Source organism: Flavobacterium sp. (assembly GCF_027484945.1).
Classification (GTDB): Bacteria; Bacteroidota; Bacteroidia; order Flavobacteriales; family Flavobacteriaceae; genus Flavobacterium.
In genome coordinates this window covers 1-20,950 of the sequence record NZ_JAIXRZ010000005.1, presented here as the reverse complement: position 1 = coordinate 20,950, position 20,950 = coordinate 1, and the positions used below count along the sequence as shown (strand labels likewise).

Genomic DNA, 20,950 nt, shown 5'->3' with positions numbered 1-20,950 from the left:
TATTTCCTAAATATATAAAAAAAATAAATACAACACATAATTCCTTATTAATTTCTCGAATTTACGATTCGAATCCTCACCCATAAAATGTGCTTTTGTAACCCTATTTTGATTAACGTGCAACTTTTAAATCAAAAAGCAACGAAATTTAGCCCATGGAACTATTTTTATCTTTTGTTGAATCCATTGAATTTAAAATAAAAAAACACGGCATTCCACCGTGTTTCCTGAAGTTTAGTTTTATGTTTTTATTATACGTTAAAACGGAAGTGCATCACATCACCATCTTTTACAATGTATTCTTTTCCTTCTACGCGTAATTTACCGGCTTCTTTCACTTTGGCTTCTGAACCAAAAGCTACATAATCATCATAAGCAATAACTTCAGCTCGAATAAACCCTTTTTCAAAGTCGGTGTGAATAACACCTGCTGCTTTGGGAGCCGTATCGCCTACATGTATGGTCCAAGCGCGCACTTCTTTAACACCTGCGGTAAAATACGTTTGCAAATTCAACAAGGTGTAAGCCGCACGAATTAACTTTGAAACACCCGGTTCGGTCAAGCCCATATCTTCTAAGAAAAGCTGACGTTCTTCATAGGTTTCTAGTTCGGTAATATCGGCTTCTGTAGCTACAGCCAAAACAATTACCTCGGCATCTTCTGACCGCACCAATTCACGTACTTGATCTACATATTGATTTCCAGTTGCCGCTGCAGTTTCATCCACATTACATACATACAAAACCGGTTTGGTAGTAATTAATTGAAACGCTTCCAATAAATCGGCTTCATCTTGGTTTTGTGCTACTACGGTCCGTGCCGACTTGCCTTGCAATAATAAATCCCGAATTTGGTTTAACAAGGATTGCTCTAAAAGGGCTTCTTTTATTCCGGCTTTGGCGGTGCGATTTACTTTCTCTAATCGTTTTTCAACCGTTTCAAGGTCTTTTAATTGCAACTCAATATCAATAGTTTCTTTATCGCGAATCGGATTAACGTTTCCATCAACATGGACAATATTATCGTTATCAAAACAACGGAGCACATGAATAATCGCATTACATTCACGAATATTGGCTAAAAATTGATTCCCTAGTCCTTCCCCTTTACTAGCCCCCTTTACCAATCCGGCGATATCTACGATTTCTACAGTTGCAGGTAAAACACGCTCGGGGTTCACTAATTCTTCCAACTTTTCTAAACGGGGATCGGGTACGTTAACAACCCCAATATTGGGTTCAATTGTACAAAATGGGAAGTTTGCACTTTGTGCTTTCGCATTTGACAAACAATTAAACAACGTTGATTTTCCAACATTGGGCAACCCTACTATTCCTGCTTTCATGTAAATTGATTTTTAAGTGGGCAAATATAACGCATTCAACCCATTTACAAAACAGCCTTTTAGGGTTCGTCTTCAATACTGTTAATTATTTCAGCTTCTTCTGGTGTTGGCGTTAAACCCGATACATTCCAATAATCGGTTAAAATTTTATCTTTTAAGTTAAATAAGGCCTTGTCTTTGAACACTTCGCTTTCATTAAACGAAAACTCTTTTTGACTAAAACCGGTAGTTACAAAATAATTACGCACCTCTATTTCAGTTCGGCTATCTTTTTTATCAACGCGCTCAAATCCAATTTCCTCTCGCGACGAAACCAAATAATACTCTTGATCCCCAACATATCGATAGATGTTTTTAAAATTGGACTTGTACTTGTTTTTAGTTCCTACGGTTGTTTTCTCATTGGCATTAGCGACTGAATTGGGCGTTAACGAAGAACGCACCTCAAGAATTACCTTTTTCTTTTTATCATAGATAATCGTGTAATCATCTTTAAATCCTTTTACTGGATCTAGTGGATTGATAACCATACAATAGTAATTATCGTTTTGGGTATACGACTTGATTAAAAAATCATAATCTTTTCGAGCACGCGCTTCCAATAAAGGTTCGAGGTATTTAAAATTGTAGTAATTTAGCATGATATTATTTAAATCATAGCCCAACAAATCATAAGGAACAGCAGCATCTAAAAGACCAACCGAACGGTTTTGCTCAACGAGAATAGCGTTTTTAAAATCCTGTTTTTTGCCAGAAATTTGAAAATTTAATAATCCATCATTATAAAAAACATAATTTCCATTGCGTTTAAAAAATTCACGCGAGTACACCTTCAATCGACAGGGTGTCGTTAATTTATTAATGGAGTTTTCTATTAAATTCTTAAGTATTTTTTGCGGATGTTGCTTTGTAATGATAATTTCATCCAATGTATTTACGGCACTTTTCAATAAAATTACATTTTCTTTATCCTTTAATGCTGTCGAACGAAGAGTTTGCGATTGGTATGCGGTATGGGTAATCTGAATACTCGAGATACCATTTAATATAACTATTACTTTACCATCTGCATTACTTAGATGATTTTGTTTTGTTCGGAGCACAGTGACCGTAACATCCCCAATGGGTGCGAGCGTTTCTGCATCTTTAAATACTAATTGCAATTCACTTTGCTGCGCATGTACAGTAAAGCAAGAAAAAACCAATAAAACGTGAAGTAATCGTCGCATTAGACTAGGGCTTTGAAACAAATTTACAAAAATATGGGGACAACTGTACTACAGATTCAAAACCCTGAAAAAAAAGCACTTAGAAAATCCAAAGTGCTTGTTTTATTTATTCGTTATGTAAAAACGCTTGGCGGTTCAACAACGTTTCCTCACTTTCAATGTGATTATCATCGGGCACACAACAGTCTACTGGACAAACCGCTGCGCATTGGGGTTCTTCATGAAACCCTTTACATTCGGTACATTTACCCGGAACGATGTAATATAAATCATCCGAAATTGGCTTTTGAGGTGCATCGGCATCGATTGCAGTACCGTCGGGTAAAATAATATTTCCGCGGAGTTTCGTTCCATCTTTATAACGCCAATCGTCAGCGCCTTCATAAATTGCGGTATTTGGACATTCTGGCTCACAAGCGCCACAATTAATACATTCGTCAGTTATAATGATTGCCATAGCGAAATTTGTTATTTTTGAGCAAATTTACAATCAATACCCTTCATACACAAGTAACCTATGGTACAAATCGATAAAAAATCGGCTTTCCTTCAATTAGGACGCTTTTTAGCCCAATTCGGTTCCGAAAATCCAACAAAAAATCCGAACGTTTTATTCAATGATTTGTTCTATGATCGCATGCTTGCTCAAATTGAAACCGCACAAAATTACAACGGCTGGTTTACACCCGATCAAATACGCTTTGCACTTCAGTCTTGGGCGGAAGCACTCACCGAATCCAATTTAACACAATGGTTAAACAACACTTCATTTTTGAATACTACGCCTAAAAAAGTTGGATTGGTCTTGGCGGGTAATATTCCTTTGGTCGGTTTTCATGATGTACTATGTGTATTGGTATCGGGTCATAAAGCCCTAATTAAAACATCTTCCAATGATCAAAAATTATTGCCTTTTTTAATGGAGTATCTAATTTGTGTTGAACCGGCCTTAAAAGATGCGGTAACTTTTTCCGAAGGAAAACTCGACGGATTTGATGCAGTAATCGCTACAGGCAGTAATAATACCGCGCGCTATTTTGACTATTACTTTAAAGACAAACCGTCAATCATTCGAAAAAATAGAAATTCGGTTGCTATTTTAAACGGTCAGGAATCAAAAGAAGACTTAATCCTTTTAGGAGAGGATATATTTCGCTACTTTGGGTTGGGTTGCCGCAACGTTTCCAAACTTTTTGTTCCCGAAGGATATAATTTTGAAGCTTTTTTTGAAGCAATGTATACCTATCATGATTGCATTCACTATGATAAATATGCCAACAACTACGACTACAATAAAGCGGTATTCTTGATGAGTTTATTTAAAATTTTGGACAATGGCTTTATGACAATAAAAGAAGATACCGGCTATGCATCACCCATTTCGTCGGTATTTTATGAATACTACAGCGACTTAAACACGTTGCAGAACCGATTGCAAGACGATGCTGAAAACCTCCAATGTATTGTTTCCAATGCTTTGACACCCAACAGCATTCCCTTTGGAAAAACCCAACGACCTGACTTATGGGATTATGCCGATCATGTGAATACGTTAGAATTTTTAAATGCTTTGTAAGTTAACGTAAACGAAATCGTTTTTGTTAATAATTTCTATACGAATCAATGGACGTTCGTTAGCATAGTTTTAAGGGATTGCTGAAATTTGCAAACCAATTCATTCACCACTTATAATATCGCTTTGGTATGAAAAAACATAATTACAGTGCGGGCCCTTGTATTCTTCCACAAGAAGTATTTGAGCAATCGGCCCAAGCCATCTTGGATTTTAACCATTCGGGATTATCGATTTTGGAGATTTCGCACCGTGGCAAGGATTTTATTGCCGTAATGGAAGAAGCCCGTGCTTTGGTGCTTGAACTTTTAGGTTTGGAAGGCAAAGGTTATCGCGTTTTGTTTCTTCAAGGGGGAGCGAGTATGGAATTTTTGCGGATCCCATACAACTTTATGAAGGTCGATGGAAAAGCGGCATATCTCGAAACCGGTACATGGGCTTCCAATGCCATTAAAGAGGCACAATTATTTGGCGAAACTGTTGTAGTAGCTTCTTCAAAAGATAGGAATTTTAATTATATACCCAAAAATTATTCCCTGCCTTCAGATGCAAATTATTTTCATTGCACCAGTAACAACACCATTTTTGGCACGCAAATGAAAGACTTTCCCAATACGGAAGTTCCTATGGTTTGCGATATGAGTTCGGATATTTTTTCGCGTACCCTTGACTTCTCAAAATTTGCCCTTATTTATGCAGGTGCGCAAAAAAACATGGGACCGGCCGGTACAACCCTTGTGGTGATTAAGGAAGAATTATTGGGTAAAACCGGTCGTACGCTGCCGAGCATGATGGATTATCAAAAGCAGATCAAAGCCGATAGTATGTACAATACTCCGGCTGTTTTTCCTATTTATGCTTCCCTTCTTACATTAAGATGGTTGAAAAAGCTAGGCGGTATAGCGGCTATTGAAAAAATCAATGCAGCCAAAGCCTTACTTTTATATCAAGAAATTGACCGAAACCCTTTGTTTGTAGGCACTGCTGAGGCAGAAGATCGAAGTGTGATGAATGCAACTTTCGTATTAAAAAACCACACACACGCAGCACAATTTGATGCCCTATGGAAAGCGGCAGGAATTTCGGGATTAAACGGGCACCGTTCGGTAGGTGGCTATCGCGCATCGATGTACAATGCCCTTCCACTTGAAAGCGTTCAAGTATTAGTTCAAGCCATGCAAGAATTAGAACGTGTGTTGTAAATTAAAATCTAACCACGCGTAAGGAAGAAGGTTGAAAATAAAAAATCGAAAAAGCGCTTTAAATAGAAAAGAAATGAAAGTATTAGCAAATGACGGTATTTCCAAAAGTGGAATTGCAGCTTTAGAAAAAGGAGGTTATGAGGTTATAACGACCAAAGTAGCACAAGAGCAAGTGGCCAATTTTATCAATGAAAAAGGAATTGAAATAGTTTTAGTGCGCAGTGCGACCAAAATTCGGAAAGACATCATCGATGCCTGTCCCGGACTCAAAGTTATTGGCCGTGGGGGTGTTGGCATGGACAATATTGATGTCGAATATGCACGAAGCAAAGGTATTCACATAATTAATACTCCGGCTTCTTCTACTGAAAGTGTGGCCGAATTGGTGTTTGCTCATTTGTTTACTGGTGTACGTTTTTTGCAAGATGCCAATAGAAACATGCCTTTAGAGGGTGACTCCAACTTTAATGGGTTAAAAAAAGCCTATGCCAATGGAACCGAGCTTCGCGGAAAAACTTTAGGCATTATTGGGTTTGGACGAATTGGGCAAGCGGTTGCAAAAATTGCATTAGGTTTGGGTATGCGAGTCATTGCTACCGATAGCTATATTGAAAAAGCATCGATTCGGGTCAATTTTTTTAATGGCCAATTTATGGATATTGAAATCATAACCGAGCCTCTAGCCCATGTATTTCAGCATGCTGATTTCATAACGCTGCATGTGCCAGCGCAAGAAAAATATATAATTGATACCGAAGAACTAGCCCTGATGAAAGATGGAGCCGGAATCGTAAATTGTGCGCGAGGGGGCGTAATTAATGAAGTAGCATTGGTTGAAGCGCTGGATCAAGAGAAAATTGCTTTTGCAGGTTTGGATGTGTTTGAAAATGAACCGCAACCTGAAATTCAAATCCTGATGCATCCAAAGATTTCATTGACACCCCATATTGGAGCAGCGACAAGGGAAGCACAAGATCGAATAGGAACCGAATTGGCAGAACAGATTATCGGACATTTCGAAAAAAAATAAAATGATTAAGCACCTAAAAAGGTGCTTTTTTTATGTTAAATCGGTTAAAAAGTAAAGGGATTTAATAAAATTGCTTACCTTTATTATATGAAAAACGGATGGATAGTTGTTGGTTTTATAGTATTGTTTTGGGCTTGTTCGGGCACTAAGAAAACTATAGCGACCTCGCGTCTTACTGCCGAAAGCAAGCAAGACACCGTTCGTATTGCTAATGATTCACTCGCGTATGAAGTAGTGATTATCGAACCTGGATTTAATTCTTGGCTAAATGGAACAGCACGCGGTCGCGGGTATTATTCTGAACAATTTTTGGAAAACAGAAATCGTATTTGGGTTCAAGAATGGAACCGAAGAGTTTTACAACCCCAACAATTCAACCCCAATTGGTATGAAATGCAAATTAATTATGACCCAACCCTACATTACGGATATGAGGTCAATTATTTGATTTACAATTATTTCATCTATTTTCAACTTCACTACAAGGAACGATTAGGTTTTTTTGATGTCCGTCCGTAATTCATTACTTTTGTACCGGTATGGGAAATTTTAAAGAACGTTATGCGATCACTTCAAACTGGCAATATGGGGTCATTATCATTGTTTTTGCCCTTACCGGATCTACATCGGCATTTGTTGCGAAGCCTATTTTGGCGTTTTTAGGAATTACCAAAACGACTTACGCGAGCTGGATCTATTGGATGCTTTACGTTATACTTATCTTTCCAGTTTATCAGATCATTTTGCTTTCTTTTGGCTTTCTTTTCGGGCAATTTAAATTCTTTTGGTTGTTTGAAAAAAATATGCTGCGCACTTTAAAATTAGGATTTATTGTCGATTTTTTCGTAAAAAAATAAGGAACCGAAGTCCCTTTATTGGTATGTTCTTGATTCAAATTAAAAGAGTCTAGCGCTTCTCTAATTCAATCTTACACTTTAAGCATTAGTTTATAAATTCGATCGAATCGACTTCAATAGAAAAAGGGCCTTCTTTTTTTTCAGTGGTAATAATTCCTAAACGAACAATGTTTTTAAGTGTAGATTGGGGTAACTTTTCACCCGTGGGCTCCCCAATTTGATATTCTTTAAAATCGCTAAAATAAATAACGACCTCTTCCCAAGTGTTGTCTTTTTTTCTTGAGAAATCGCCTTTAAAGTAGGGATACGTCCAATTTCTACTCGCTTCTAATGTAAATGCAAATTGCTGATTAGTGGCTTTGAAACGTATCTTTACCCCTTTGTATCCGGATAAATCATACGCATTAAATTTCGTTTTTACAGAAGCAAATCCGCCATAATTCGCCAACGAAATCGAACCGGATAACCTCATTGCATTATCGTTGTATTCAAGCTTAGATTGAGTAACACCACCCATTATGCGGTCTGAAATCATAATCCAATCGCTTGTTTTGTTGGGGGATGAACCAAAATCAAACACCAAATGGGTTCCGCTTGGGTTGAGTAAAGACGTAAATAGCAGTAAAAAGGCACTAATTTTCATAATATAAAGCGGTCAATGATTGTATAGAAACTATTTACACTCGCCTAATAAGCGAAAGAAATCATCTCGGTACTCTTTTTTCTCAAAAATACCACCATACTGTAAAGTCGAAGTAAAACTAGTTTCGTCTTTGATTCCGCGACTTGAAACGCACAAATGCTTTGCTTCCATAACGACCATGACATCGTCGGTATCTAACACCTCTTTTAGTTCATTAAATACTTGCATTACCATGCGCTCTTGCACTTGTGGACGGCGGGCGAAATAGTCAACAATACGGTTGAGTTTGGATAAACCGATTACTTTTCCATTGGAAACATAACCAATGTGGGCTTTCCCAATTATGGGCAAAAAATGATGCTCACATGTAGAATTGAAATTGATATTGGCCTCTACCAACATTTTGTCATAATGGTACGAGTTATCAAAAACAGAGATTTTCGGCTTATTATCGGGGTGTAACCCAGAAAAAATTTCTTTTACAAACATTTTAGCCACCCGATGGGGTGTACCGCGAAGACTATCGTCAGTAAGGTCTAAACCCAAAGCCTCCATAATTTGTTCAAAATGGTGTTCAATTACCGTCATCTTTTCGGCATCCGTTTTGGCAAAGGCATCCGGACGTAAAGGAGTGTCGGCAGCGGTCATTTGGTGGTCATCACCAAGGATTTCAAAAAGTTGTTTTTCTGTGACGGTGCTCATAATTGTATTTTTGTTTAACAAATATACATAACAATTAAACAAAAAGTGGTTTTTAACGAATATTTAATAGCTGTACATAAATGAAGTTTGCCATTTCAAACTTGCAATTTTCCCGTTTTTCTTTGTTTCTTTGTAAAAAATGCGACCTATGATAACGGCCAAAAACATTCAAAAACATTACGACCAGCTTCATGTTTTAAAAGGAGTAGATTTGGACATCCAAAAGGGTGAAATTGTTGCTATTGTTGGCGCTTCAGGGGCAGGCAAAACAACGCTACTTCAACTATTAGGCACGCTGGATCGCGTCGATAAAGGAACTACTGCATTACAAATTGATGGAGTTAATGTTTTGGATTTAAACGATCATAAGTTGTCATTGTTTCGCAACCAAAAACTGGGTTTTATTTTTCAATTTCATCAACTCTTACCTGAATTTACTGCCTTGGAAAATGTTTGTATTCCTGCTTTTATTGCAGGCAAATCAAAAACAGAAGCCGAAACAATAGCTAAACAGCACCTCACGTATTTGGGTTTGAGCGAACGATTGCATCATAAACCTTCTGAGTTATCGGGGGGCGAGCAGCAGCGCGTAGCGGTTGCACGGGCACTAATCAATAACCCAGCCGTAATTTTTGCCGACGAACCTTCAGGAAATCTCGATACGGCAGCGGCAGAAAATTTACACCAATTGTTTTTCAAATTACGGGATGAATATGGGCAAACATTTGTTATTGTTACCCATAATGAAGAATTGGCCAATAAAGCCGACCGAAAATTGGTGATGATCGACGGTAAAATCGCTTAACAATGGTACTCATCCTGTTATCTTGGCTATATATTGCTTGGACAATCCACCTTTGGGGAATTGCAGGAAACCAAATCCTTCGCTTATCGACCAAACTACCCATAGTTCAAACTACTACAGGCTTTGCATTGGTCACTTTTTTTGCGGCTGTGTGGTCGATTTTCGGCCGCATACATTGGGAGTTTCACGCCGTGCTATTCCTCACCAATCTATTTTTTATGGGTTGGTATAAATCGGACTGGATCGATGATTTACACGCAACCAAAAAACGATTTATTTCCTTGCCGTTGTTTTTAAAACTATACCTGTTTGGAATGGCGTTATTAATTTTAGCGCAATGCGCAGCTGCTCCTTATGTTATTGACAACGAATCGTATTACATCCAAAACATCAAATGGCTTAATGCCTATGGTATGGTTAAAGGGCTGATTAATTTGCACTTTTTTTTGGGGCAACTGAGCGGTTGGCATATAACCCAAAGCGCGTTGAATTTTTCCTTTCTATATGACCGCTATAACGATTTAAGTGGATTGTTTTTACTCTATGGGATTGGCTTTGCCACGCAACAAATCAACCACTATTTTACTACCAAAAAACGTCATGCATTGGTGGTTGGGTTGTTTCCAATTACCGGAATTTTACTATTTCAATTCATTAGTGCACCTTCACCCGACATTGTCGTTTATGTGCTTACGTTTGTAATATTTTATTTGTTTATCGAAGAATATTCTAATCCGAGTCGTGCAACTTTTGTACAGCTCACACTGCTCGTATTGTTTACTTTGTTTATTAAAAATACGGCGATGACTTTGGCATTACTCCCAATCTATTGGTTTATTGTCCATTATCAATCGCTAAAACAAGTTTTCCCAAAGGTATTCCTCTTGTGTACGCTTACTTTAGGACTTTTTGTTGTTAAAAATTTAATCATTTGTGGAGTCCCTGTTTTTCCATCCAAACTGTTTTCTGGTGCCTATTTTGACTATTCGTTACCCGTTGAAATTGAGCATTTTTATTACGAAGAATTAAAAAAATATGGCTATTTCTTGACCACAGCAGACTATGATTCCTATTCCAAATGGGACTTGTTTGTTCGATGGCTTCAACTGCCAAAATTGAATGGATTGTTTAACATAATGGGGGTTGTTATCCTTTTTGCTACTCCTTTTTTGATTTTTAAAATTAAAGAAAATGCCTTCCGTGTTATTTACTTTATTTTGGTGATTCAAATGGTGCTTCTTTTTGCCACCTCGCCCCAATACCGTTTCTTTCTCAATGGGATACTTTTTTTGGGATGTCTTTGGGTAAGTGTTTTGATTTATCAACGCAGAACGGTTTATTCGCTTCTAATTTTAAGCAGCATTCCTATACTTTTAATTGTCTTTTTGCCCGTCAATTTAAATCGATTTTCCAATTATAAATTTATGATGGAACTCAGTCAGTTCCAATCGGAAAATATTGTTTTCCCCCATGCCAATTCAAAATACTCGCTCGAATTTGAAAAAAAACACGAAGGAAATCTTGAGTACTTTAGTCCGAAGAACTCCACTTTTTTCTGGGGTACATTCAACGGCCCCTTACCTACAGTTAACAAAGACCAAATCAACTATTTCAAAACCTATTTCCATTTGATTCCACAACAACGGACTGCACATATCAAAGACGGATTCTATTCCAAACACCTTACCGATGACAAGCAACGAACTCCGTGATTTTTTAAACGAAAAAGTAGAATTGTATAATCGACCCGACTTTATCGAATCGGATCCAATTCAAATTCCGCATCTGTTTACCCAAAAAGAAGATATTGAAATTGCAGGATTTCTAACGGCCATCATCGCATGGGGCAATCGAAAAATGATTATTAAGTCGGCCCATAGGATCATGCAACTCCTGGGAGATTCACCTTATGACTTTGTGATGTCGCATCAGAACCACCATTTGGAATCATTGGACGGATTTGTACACCGCACGTTTAATTCGACTGATTTACGAACTTTTATAATGGGTTTACGCCATATTTATAGGGAGCACGGCGGACTCGAAGCTGTGTTTACAAAATACCAGGAAACCAACACTATGCAACCGGCTATTAGTACGTTTAAAAAACTTTTTTTTGCAATCGAACACAAGGAACGTTCCCAAAAACATGTATCAGATCCCTTAAATAATTCCGCAGCCAAACGGATTAATATGTACCTGCGTTGGATGGTACGGCAGGATAAAAAAGGGGTCGACCTTGGTCTATGGAACGACATTCCTATGGGTGCCCTATCCTGCCCACTTGACGTACATTCTGGAAATGTAGCACGTAAATTGGGACTACTTTTGCGTAAACAAAACGATGCCAAAGCACTTCTGGAATTGGACACTGCCCTACGAGCATTGGCCCCCCACGACCCTGTAAAGTATGATTTTGCACTATTTGGGTTGGGCGTGTTTGAGGGGTTTTAATGGAAATGCGATAACTTTTATTGGTTTTCGAAGCGTTGCATTCGAACTAAAATTGTTACTTTTGTTTTTGAAATCTACAAGAAAAGCGCACCTATGCTGATAATTGGAATTGCAGGCGGAACCGGTTCCGGAAAAACTACAGTCGTACACCAAATTATGAACGAACTTCCCCAAACGGAGGTGGGTATCCTTTCGCAAGATTCCTATTACAAACACAATCCCCATTTGAGTTTTGAAGAACGTTGTATGATTAATTTTGATCATCCGCGTGCGATTGACTTCGATTTATTGGTACAGCATTTAAAAGACTTAAAAGAAGGTAAAACCATTGAACAGCCTGTCTATTCATTTGTAACCCATAACCGTACCGATGACACCATCATTACACATCCGCGGAAAGTGATGCTCGTGGAGGGAATTTTAATCTTTAATAGTCCCGATTTACGCGATCTATTTGATGTAAAAGTTTTTGTTCACGCTGATTCAGACGAGCGTTTAATTCGGAGGTTAAAACGGGATATTTCTGAACGTGGTCGCGATATGGAAGAAGTTTTAAACCGCTACCAATCGACGTTAAAACCCATGCACCAACAGTTTATAGAACCCACCAAAGCATTTGCCGATATTATTATTCCGAATGACAAATACAATACAGTAGCTATTGATGTGGTTCGTGCTGTGATTAACCAACGAATTGCTTAACCATGAGAACTTGGTATCAAAACCTTATTTCGGATTATCCTTTCCTAAAAATCTTAGGGAGCCGTTATACTTTGGTTTTGATTTTCTTCTGTGTATGGTTGCTGTTTTTGGATAACTATTCTTTTTTTGATCACCGTATTCTCGATAGCGAAATAAACGAATTGGAAGCCAATAGAGAATATTACCAACAGGAAATTACTAAAGACGAAAAAAGCATTAAAGAAATGAATTACCCCGGTCATATTGAACGGTATGGGCGTGAAAAATATTACATGAAGCGCGACAGCGAAGATATCTACATCATTGAGTACGAAGAAGAACGTCGAAAAGATAGTGCGGAAGCAGAACAATAATCCATTTTTAGTCCGCTTTCACTGTTTTTAAATATTCCGTAGCCCTAAGGGCCAAATTAAAAATTAGAATACAAATTTAAACATAGGAATTCGTGAGTCAAAACAACCTTTTTTCCAACTTTAAAGCCCTACACTCAAAGCAATGGAAACAACAGATTCAGTTCGAACTCAAAGGTGCCGATTACAACGACACCTTGGTTTGGGAAAGTCCTGAAGGTATTAAAGTAAAGCCGTTTTATCATCGAGACGAAACAGGAACATCTCTTGGTTATTCATCCAAAACAGATGGGTTTCATATTACCCAAGCTATATTTGTTCACGATGTGGCCAAATCCAATGCACGTGCCCTTGATGCACTCAATCGCGGTGCCGAGGCTATTCGTTTTACGCTTGAAAACGAGCAAATTAACATAACGGCTTTAATGGCCGGATTGCCGTTGGGTGGAACGACCTATTTTTTTCACCTACCCTTCTTTGCTACCGATTATATTGACCAAATCAACGCGTATGCTGCACAAAATCAAGCGCGTTTTATCCTACAAGTTGATCCTATTGGTCAGTTGTGTAAAGACGGAAATTGGTTTGAAAATCTTGAATCTGATATTGAAAAACTAAATAGGCTTTCGCAAACGGTTGACGTTCCTTATCTAGCAATTAATAGTAGTCTGTATCAAAATGCGGGAGCCAACATAATACAGCAATTGGCCTATACTCTAGCCCATGCTAACGAATACTTTAACCGGATAAATCCGCATACGATTCCAATTACTATAGAAGTTGCGGTGGGTTCAAATTACTTCTTTGAAATTGCCAAACTACGCGCCATGCGTTGGTTGTTTGAAACATTAGCTAACGAATACCAATTCAATCCTAATATTACAATTATTGCCATACCTAGTCGTCGTAACAAAACCTTGTATGATTACAATGTGAACATGTTGCGTACCACTACAGAATGTATGAGTGCGGTATTGGGTGGTGCTGATTTTATAACCAATTTACCGTATGATGCTTTGTATCATAAAGACAACGAATTTGGCGATCGAATTGCGCGTAATCAGTTGTTGATTTTAAAGCATGAAAGTTATTTTGACACGGTTCACAATCCTGCTGATGGTGCATATTATATTGAAACGCTAACCCAACAAATGGCTGAAAAAGCGCTCGTTTTATTTAAAGATATAGAAGCCAACGGTGGCTTAATCACGCAATTGATAGAGGGGACAATTCAACGAAAAATTAATGAAAGTGCTCAGAAAGAACAAGCTGCTTTTGATAATGGAAAGGAGATTTTACTAGGCACGAATAAATATCCGAATAAAAACGACCGGATGAAAGACGATTTGGAATTATATCCTTTCGTGAAACAAAATCCACGAAAAACCTTAATTGTCCCAATTATTGAAAAACGTTTGGCAGAAAAAATTGAACAAGAACGTTTAGCTTCAGAAGAATAGTGATGAGAAAAAATATACAACAACTCGAGTTAGCCCCTACTAAATCGAATTCAAGAACAAATGATTCCATCAGCACCTTTACTACAGCTGAAGGTATTGAAATCCAATCATCTTATGAAGCAGCTGCTATTGAAGGATTGGAACACCTTGATTTTGGGGCTGGATTTGCACCTAATTTACGTGGACCTTACGCCACGATGTATGTACGCCGACCCTGGACGATTCGTCAATATGCCGGATTCTCGACGGCCGAAGAAAGTAATGCCTTTTACCGTCGAAACCTTGCTGCGGGACAGAAAGGATTATCGGTTGCCTTTGACTTGGCTACTCACCGCGGGTATGACTCAGATCACGAACGTGTAGTAGGCGATGTTGGAAAAGCCGGTGTGGCCATCGACTCGGTTGAGGATATGAAAATTTTGTTTGATCAGATTCCTCTGAATGAAATGTCGGTTTCGATGACGATGAATGGTGCCGTTTTACCCATCATGGCATTTTATATTGTTGCCGCTGAAGAACAAGGAGTACCACCTCATTTACTATCGGGTACCATACAGAACGATATTTTGAAGGAATTTATGGTTCGCAATACCTATATCTATCCTCCTACACCATCAATGAAAATTATTGCGGATATTTTTGAATACTCCAGTAAAAACATGCCTAAATTCAATTCGATTTCAATCTCAGGTTACCATATGCAGGAAGCCGGTGCTACCGCCGATATCGAGTTGGCCTATACCCTGGCGGATGGTTTAGAGTATATTCGAACAGGAATTGCAGCAGGGATGGATATTGATCAATTTGCACCGCGATTGTCATTTTTCTGGGCGATTGGAATGAATCATTTTATGGAAATTGCTAAAATGCGGGCGGGACGAATGTTGTGGGCAAAGTTAGTTCAGCAATTTAACCCAAAAGATGAAAAATCCTTGGCTTTACGCACGCATTGTCAAACTTCGGGTTGGAGTTTAACAGAGCAAGATCCATTTAATAATGTGGCACGTACAACTATTGAAGCCGCTGCGGCTGCCTTTGGAGGAACGCAATCCTTACATACCAATGCATTAGATGAAGCAATTGCTTTGCCAACCGATTTTTCTGCGCGTATTGCTCGTAACACCCAAATTTATTTACAAGAAGAAACGAAGATTTGCAAAACCGTAGATCCATGGGCGGGTAGTTATTATGTAGAAAAATTAACCGCTGAAATTGCACAAAAAGCTTGGGCATTAATTGAAGAAGTGGAATCTCTAGGAGGAATGACCAAAGCAATTGAAGCCGGGATTCCAAAGTTACGCATTGAAGAGGCAGCTGCCCGAAAGCAAGCGCGAATTGATAGTGGTCAGGATGTGATAATAGGAGTAAACAAATACCGTCTAGAAAAAGAAGATCCTTTACATATTTTGGAGGTTGACAACCAAACCGTGCGTCGTCAACAAATTGAACGGTTAGCGCAAATTAAGGCTAATCGTGACAATGTAGCTGTTAAAGAAGCATTGTTAAATTTGACCGAAGCGGCAAAAAATGGTGGTGAAAATTTACTATCTTTAGCCGTAAAAGCAGCGCGATTACGTGCTACTTTAGGAGAAATCAGTGATGCTTTAGAGCTTGTTTTTGGACGGTATAAAGCACAAATTAGAAGTTTTAGTGGCGTGTATAGTAAAGAAATAAAAAACGATTCGAGTTTTACAAAGGCGCAAGAATTAGCCGATGCTTTTGCAAAAAAAGAAGGACGGCGTCCGCGGATTATGATTGCAAAAATGGGACAAGATGGTCACGACCGAGGGGCTAAGGTAGTCGCAACTGGATATGCCGATGTTGGATTTGATGTAGATATCGGGCCCTTATTTCAAACACCTGCAGAGGCCGCAAAACAAGCTGTAGAAAATGATGTGCATATATTGGGGGTTTCATCCCTTGCAGCTGGACATAAAACATTGGTTCCTCAAGTAATTGATGAACTGAAAAAGTATGGACGCGAAGACATTATGGTAATAGTCGGTGGTGTGATACCCGCACAAGACTACCAATTTTTATTTGATGCTGGAGCTGTAGCCGTATTTGGCCCTGGTACAAAAATTAGCGATGCTGCCATTAAAATTTTAGAAGTTTTATTAGAAGACTAGGTATAGATAATTATTACTAGTGTTTGCCCTTTCTGCGAATAAGTCGAATTATTGAATCGGATTCTTTTTTAACTAATGAAAACCTATCCTTTGAAACTTTTAGAAAATTGTTATAATGGGATTAGTATATTTGCGGAAATATTTAACGAAATGAAAAAATCTTTTGTCCTTTCCCTTTTAATAGCTGCTTTTGTAAATACAGCAATTATAGCTCAAACAAATCAGCCCTATACTTCTACAAATAATGCCACATCGACGGGTTATTATTTCAAAACACCACAAATGGATGCCAATGATGTGCAAGGATCAATGTATATTATTGATGCCTTTATGCCCGCAAAAATCGAATGCCTTAAAGAAATCGTACCACCCTTACGATACAATGCTTATAAGGATGAAATTGAATTTAAAAAAGATAATGAACTGTATTATATTGTAAAAACCGATAGTTGCGATGTTACGATTGACAACCGCCGCTACCGCCATGTTTATTATCAAGAAAATAGTGAAACCACTAAAGGATATTTGTTGGTACTATCTTCCGATTTGAAAGCAAAACACTTGTTGTTTCGTAAAGATAAAATCAGATACAACCAACCTGTATTAGCATCAACGAGTTACCAAACTGACAAACCTGCTTCACTAACGAAAGAAGATCCAGTTTATTTTTTATCGACTTCACTTGGAATTTTGCAAATGCCTCGCAAGAAAAAAGAATTGTTGACATTATTTCCAGAAAAAGCGAGTCAAATCGAACAATTTTTAAAAGAAAAGAAAATTTCTTTTAATGACGAAAATGATTTATTACTACTCACAGCGTTTTTAAGTACACTATAAATCAAGGCACCTTTAGGGTGCTTTTTTTATATACTTATGGTAAATCAGCATTGAATTTATTTCTAAATTTGTAAGAAACACGCTGGGTATGCAATCCAAACTTCCTCAAGTAGGGACAAGTATTTTTTCGGTAATGTCGCAATTGGCTGTTGAGCACCAAGCCATCAACCTGTCGCAAGGTTTTCCAAATTTTGCTGTAGACCTTCGATTACGAGATTGCCTTTCCCGTTGGGCACAATCTGATCAACACCAATATGCTCCTATGAGCGGCTATCCACCGCTATTGGAACGATTGGCACGACTCACAAAAGAATCATATGGACGTATCGTTAACCCAACGACAGAGGTCTTGATAACAGCAGGGGCAACTGAAGGAATTTTTGCCACAATACAAGCTTTAGTTCCTTCAGGAGCAGAAGTCATTATTCTGGACCCGAGTTACGACTGTTATGAAACGCCTATTGTATTGTGCCAAGCCAAGCCTGTACGAATAGCAATGCGATCCGACTTTACGCCCGATTGGGAACGGATAGAAAATACCGTTACAGCAAATACCCGCATGCTAATTATTAATAATCCACATAATCCTTCAGGACGCATATGGCAAAAAAGCGACTTCTTGGAATTGGAACGGTTACTAAATTTGCATCCTCAATTGTTGGTATTATCTGATGAAGTATATGAATATATCACTTTTGAGCAAGCGCATATTTCGGTTCATCATTTCCCGAATTTATGGGATCGTATCATTACGGTTTCATCTTTTGGCAAATCCTTTCATATCACAGGTTGGAAAGTAGGTTATCTAATTGCTGCTGCGCCTTTACTGTCCGAAATTAAAAAAGTACATCAATTTTTAGTATTTAGTGTAAATACTGTTGCTCAAGCAGCACTTAACGAATACATGGATAGTGTTGAAATACAACAATTGGGCACTTTTTATCAAGAGAAGCGCGATTATTTTAGGCACTTAATGGTGGGAACCCGATTTGATTTATTACCCTGTGAGGGTACCTACTTTCAATTGGTTTCGTATGCATCAATTAGCTCCGAAAACGATTTGGATTTTACCCGAAGGTTGGTTACCGAATTTGGCGTGGCTTCCGTTCCGCTCTCTCCTTTTTACAAGGATAACATTCAAAATCAATGTATTCGGTTTTGTTTTGCTAAGGACAATCAAACCTTAGAACAAGCAGTAGAAAGATTACGTCGGATTTAGTATTTAATAAATAAAAAATAAGTCTATATTTGCAACGCAAAAATCGGGATGTAGCGCAGCCTGGTAGCGTACTAGCATGGGGTGCTAGGGGTCGCTGGTTCGAATCCAGTCATCCCGACCGAAGAAAAACCGGATATTGTCCGGTTTTTTTTATTTTTAAATCTAGCGCAAAGTTTACTTTGTAGCGAAGGTTTAAAAATAAAAAAACTGCGGCGTAGCTGCGGGTTTTGATTCGAGCAACTTATCCCTTCTCTGGATCATGAAATAATCCAGTTTTAAATACATTAAAACCTAAAGCGGAACTGCGGGTTTTATTAAAAAGATAAAAATCTTTTTCGAGTAGTAATTTACTGATATTCAAAAAACTATATTTTATGTAATCTATTGTAATTTATGGTAATTTTGTTTCAACTAGGAATGATTCCTAAATTCACAAAAAAAGTAAATATAATGAACAAAAAAATCTGGATCTTATTATTGTTTCAATATTCGCTTTGGTCACAAACATTCACCAATACAACCATAAGCCCAACGGGTAGTTGGAATGGTAGTTTGACAAAAACCATCTCAGTAAGTGGCTTACCAACACTACAATCAGGTTTTTTTGAACTCGCCCAGATTAATTTAGATCTTGGAGAGTCTACAACAACACGAAATTTTAATACTTATTCAATTACCTTAACAAAAGGAACTGTATCTATTCAATTGGTTGCTACAGGTGGATTACCAAATGCTAATATCAATAGAATCAATGGAAAATTTCGTTATAATATTTTTCTACGAAGACCTTTTGAACATGGTGCTACAGCAGAGCCTTTTGATATAGGATACTACCGAACTCAAGATGATTTAAGTGCTTTTAATGGATTTGATCCGAATGGCACATGGACTGTTCAATTTAACGAGACTTCATTTGCTTCAGGTGCTCAATTTAATAAAGTAGAGTTAGTATTTAGAAATCCATTTACAGTTTTAGATTACACCTCTTTGAATAGTTATGATAACTGTCAAACCCCCTATTGTTTAGGAATATCTGAAATAATTGTAGCTTCTAATAATGGTTTTACAAATCAACCGGGAGATATGTATAATCCAAGTACAACTTCGTGTTCATGGAATGCAGCCCAAAATAATTCTGCATGGTTTAAATTTAGAGCTGCATCACCCAATGTAAAAATTACTATTTCAGGGATTACTAATAATTTACAAATTTTAGGACTTGATGCAGGAAGTGATGGAAATCCATGTACTTCCTCAGACAATCAAGTTCTTGTAGGTGGATGTCCGTCTAATCTAATTAATGACACCTACAATAGTCCGCAATATTTAAATGGTTCAAATAAAAATAATCAATTAAATTTAAGTGGTTTAACGCCCGGTCAGTTGTATTATTTTCTTGTTGACGGAACAGGAGCTGCAGTTTCTCCCTTTTACATTGAAATTGAAGGTGCATCTGTAAATTGTTCCAATTGTAATTTAAATCCAATTATTTCATCAAATAGTCCACTTTGCGAAGGCGAAACCCTTCAACTTAATGTCGATCAAGGGGTTTCTTGGTCATGGACAGGGCCTAATAATTTTAGTAGCTCAATCAGTTCGCCCACTTTATCCAATGTTACTTCATTAGCGAGTGGTATCTATACAGTTACAATAACTGACAGTGCAGGTTGTATCGAAACAAAAACAATTACAGTAACTGTAAATTCGCAAGTCGCACCTACATTTACAGCGATTGACCCAATCTGTATTGGTGCAAACTTGGCTGCATTACCTACAACTTCCAACGAAGGAATCACTGGAACTTGGACGCCCGCATTGAACAACACGGCAACTACCACCTATACCTTTACGCCAAATGCCGGGCAATGTGCCACAACTGCAAGTCAGACCATTACGGTAAATCCAGCCATAACCCCTTCCTTTAATTCCATTACGCCAATTTGCGCGGGAGCAACCTTAACTGCATTTCCTACAACTTCCAACGAGGGAATCATTGGAACTTGGACGCCCGCATTAAACAACACGGCAACTACTACCTACACCTTTACGCCAAATGCCGGGCAATGTGCTACAACTGCAAGTCAAACCATTACGGTAAATCCAGCCACAACCCCTTCCTTTAATTTCATTGCGCCAATTTGCGCAGGTGCAACTTTAACTGCATTGCCTACAACCTCCAACGAAGGAATCACTGGAACTTGGACGCCCGCATTGAACAATACAACAACCACAACCTACACCTTTACGCCAAATGCCGGGCAATGTGCTACAACTGCAAGTCAGACCATTACGGTAAATCCAGCCACAACCCCTTCCTTTAATTCCATTGCGCCAATTTGCGCAGGAACAACTTTAACTGCATTGCCTACAACCTCCAACGAAGGAATCACTGGAACTTGGACGCCCGCATTG

Annotated in this window: 19 protein-coding genes, 1 tRNA gene and 1 pseudogene; 16 read left to right on the top strand and 5 right to left on the bottom strand. The window is 38.2% G+C overall.

The features are described 5' to 3' along the window. Positions 1-251 precede the first annotated feature (251 nt). The 3 genes from ychF to Q0039_RS00695 all read right to left on the bottom strand — a co-directional run bounded on the left by ychF (position 252) and on the right by Q0039_RS00695 (position 3,032). Positions 252-1,346 (bottom strand): redox-regulated ATPase YchF, encoded by a 1,095-nt coding sequence (gene ychF / locus Q0039_RS00705; RefSeq protein WP_297507507.1) that lies wholly within the window; start codon positions 1,344-1,346, stop codon positions 252-254. Between the two features lie 59 nt (positions 1,347-1,405). Continuing rightward, positions 1,406-2,575, bottom strand: a complete 1,170-nt coding sequence (locus Q0039_RS00700) for a hypothetical protein (RefSeq protein ID WP_297507502.1) — start codon at positions 2,573-2,575, stop codon at positions 1,406-1,408. Between the two features lie 106 nt (positions 2,576-2,681). Beyond that, positions 2,682-3,032, bottom strand: a complete 351-nt coding sequence (locus Q0039_RS00695; RefSeq protein WP_297507499.1) for a 4Fe-4S dicluster domain-containing protein — start codon at positions 3,030-3,032, stop codon at positions 2,682-2,684. Between the two features lie 60 nt (positions 3,033-3,092). On the opposite strand from Q0039_RS00695, the gene Q0039_RS00690 reads away from it, so the two are divergent. The 5 genes from Q0039_RS00690 (at position 3,093) to Q0039_RS00670 (ending at position 7,237) form a co-directional block, all read left to right on the top strand. Continuing rightward, positions 3,093-4,151: an acyl-CoA reductase gene (locus Q0039_RS00690; RefSeq protein WP_297507496.1), complete on the top strand. Its 1,059-nt coding sequence runs from the start codon at positions 3,093-3,095 to the stop codon at positions 4,149-4,151. Positions 4,152-4,279: 128 nt separating this feature from the next. Next, on the top strand, positions 4,280-5,350 hold the full coding sequence (gene serC / locus Q0039_RS00685; RefSeq protein ID WP_297507493.1) for a 3-phosphoserine/phosphohydroxythreonine transaminase: 1,071 nt from the start codon (positions 4,280-4,282) through the stop codon (positions 5,348-5,350). Between the two features lie 73 nt (positions 5,351-5,423). Further along, positions 5,424-6,380, top strand: coding sequence for a D-2-hydroxyacid dehydrogenase (locus tag Q0039_RS00680; protein WP_297507490.1), 957 nt, complete (start codon positions 5,424-5,426; stop codon positions 6,378-6,380). Between the two features lie 87 nt (positions 6,381-6,467). Beyond that, positions 6,468-6,899 carry a DUF6146 family protein gene (locus Q0039_RS00675; protein ID WP_297507487.1) on the top strand — a complete coding sequence of 144 codons (432 nt, stop codon included), beginning with the start codon at positions 6,468-6,470 and terminating at the stop codon, positions 6,897-6,899. A 20-nt stretch (positions 6,900-6,919) separates the two neighbouring features. Then, positions 6,920-7,237, top strand: a complete 318-nt coding sequence (locus Q0039_RS00670; protein WP_297507485.1) for a DUF6787 family protein — start codon at positions 6,920-6,922, stop codon at positions 7,235-7,237. Between the two features lie 85 nt (positions 7,238-7,322). Here the strand turns inward: Q0039_RS00670 and Q0039_RS00665 are convergent, their stop codons facing one another. Together Q0039_RS00665 and folE are read right to left on the bottom strand one after the other, a co-directional pair. Next, the gene (locus tag Q0039_RS00665; protein WP_297507483.1) at positions 7,323-7,880 is read right to left on the bottom strand and encodes a CIA30 family protein; all 558 of its coding nucleotides are present in this window, start codon (positions 7,878-7,880) and stop codon (positions 7,323-7,325) included. Between the two features lie 30 nt (positions 7,881-7,910). After that, on the bottom strand, positions 7,911-8,582 hold the full coding sequence (gene folE / locus Q0039_RS00660; RefSeq protein WP_297507481.1) for a GTP cyclohydrolase I FolE: 672 nt from the start codon (positions 8,580-8,582) through the stop codon (positions 7,911-7,913). Positions 8,583-8,730: 148 nt separating this feature from the next. On the opposite strand from folE, the gene Q0039_RS00655 reads away from it, so the two are divergent. From Q0039_RS00655 to Q0039_RS00605, 11 genes and pseudogenes are all read left to right on the top strand, one after another. Next, positions 8,731-9,387, top strand: coding sequence for an ABC transporter ATP-binding protein (locus Q0039_RS00655; RefSeq protein ID WP_297507479.1), 657 nt, complete (start codon positions 8,731-8,733; stop codon positions 9,385-9,387). Between the two features lie 2 nt (positions 9,388-9,389). Further along, positions 9,390-11,099: a hypothetical protein gene (locus Q0039_RS00650; RefSeq protein ID WP_297507476.1), complete on the top strand. Its 1,710-nt coding sequence runs from the start codon at positions 9,390-9,392 to the stop codon at positions 11,097-11,099. Then, on the top strand, positions 11,077-11,841 hold the full coding sequence (locus Q0039_RS00645) for a TIGR02757 family protein (RefSeq protein ID WP_297507473.1): 765 nt from the start codon (positions 11,077-11,079) through the stop codon (positions 11,839-11,841). The genes Q0039_RS00650 and Q0039_RS00645 overlap by 23 nt, the downstream gene beginning before the upstream one ends. 93 nt (positions 11,842-11,934) lie before the next feature. Then, positions 11,935-12,543, top strand: a complete 609-nt coding sequence (gene udk / locus Q0039_RS00640; protein ID WP_297507471.1) for a uridine kinase — start codon at positions 11,935-11,937, stop codon at positions 12,541-12,543. 2 nt (positions 12,544-12,545) lie between these two features. Next, positions 12,546-12,896: a septum formation initiator family protein gene (locus Q0039_RS00635; RefSeq protein WP_297507468.1), complete on the top strand. Its 351-nt coding sequence runs from the start codon at positions 12,546-12,548 to the stop codon at positions 12,894-12,896. Positions 12,897-12,988: 92 nt separating this feature from the next. Then, positions 12,989-14,353, top strand: a complete 1,365-nt coding sequence (locus Q0039_RS00630; protein ID WP_297507465.1) for a methylmalonyl-CoA mutase subunit beta — start codon at positions 12,989-12,991, stop codon at positions 14,351-14,353. 2 nt (positions 14,354-14,355) lie between these two features. After that, positions 14,356-16,482: a methylmalonyl-CoA mutase gene (gene scpA / locus Q0039_RS00625; RefSeq protein WP_297507461.1), complete on the top strand. Its 2,127-nt coding sequence runs from the start codon at positions 14,356-14,358 to the stop codon at positions 16,480-16,482. 150 nt (positions 16,483-16,632) lie between these two features. Continuing rightward, positions 16,633-17,319, top strand: coding sequence for a hypothetical protein (locus tag Q0039_RS00620; RefSeq protein WP_297507458.1), 687 nt, complete (start codon positions 16,633-16,635; stop codon positions 17,317-17,319). 88 nt (positions 17,320-17,407) lie between these two features. Next, on the top strand, positions 17,408-18,538 hold the full coding sequence (locus tag Q0039_RS00615; protein WP_297507455.1) for a methionine aminotransferase: 1,131 nt from the start codon (positions 17,408-17,410) through the stop codon (positions 18,536-18,538). A 44-nt stretch (positions 18,539-18,582) separates the two neighbouring features. Then, a tRNA-Pro gene (locus tag Q0039_RS00610) sits at positions 18,583-18,656 on the top strand. A gap of 332 nt (positions 18,657-18,988) precedes the next feature. Continuing rightward, positions 18,989-20,950 (top strand): annotated as a pseudogene (locus Q0039_RS00605) (hypothetical protein); the annotation flags it as partial.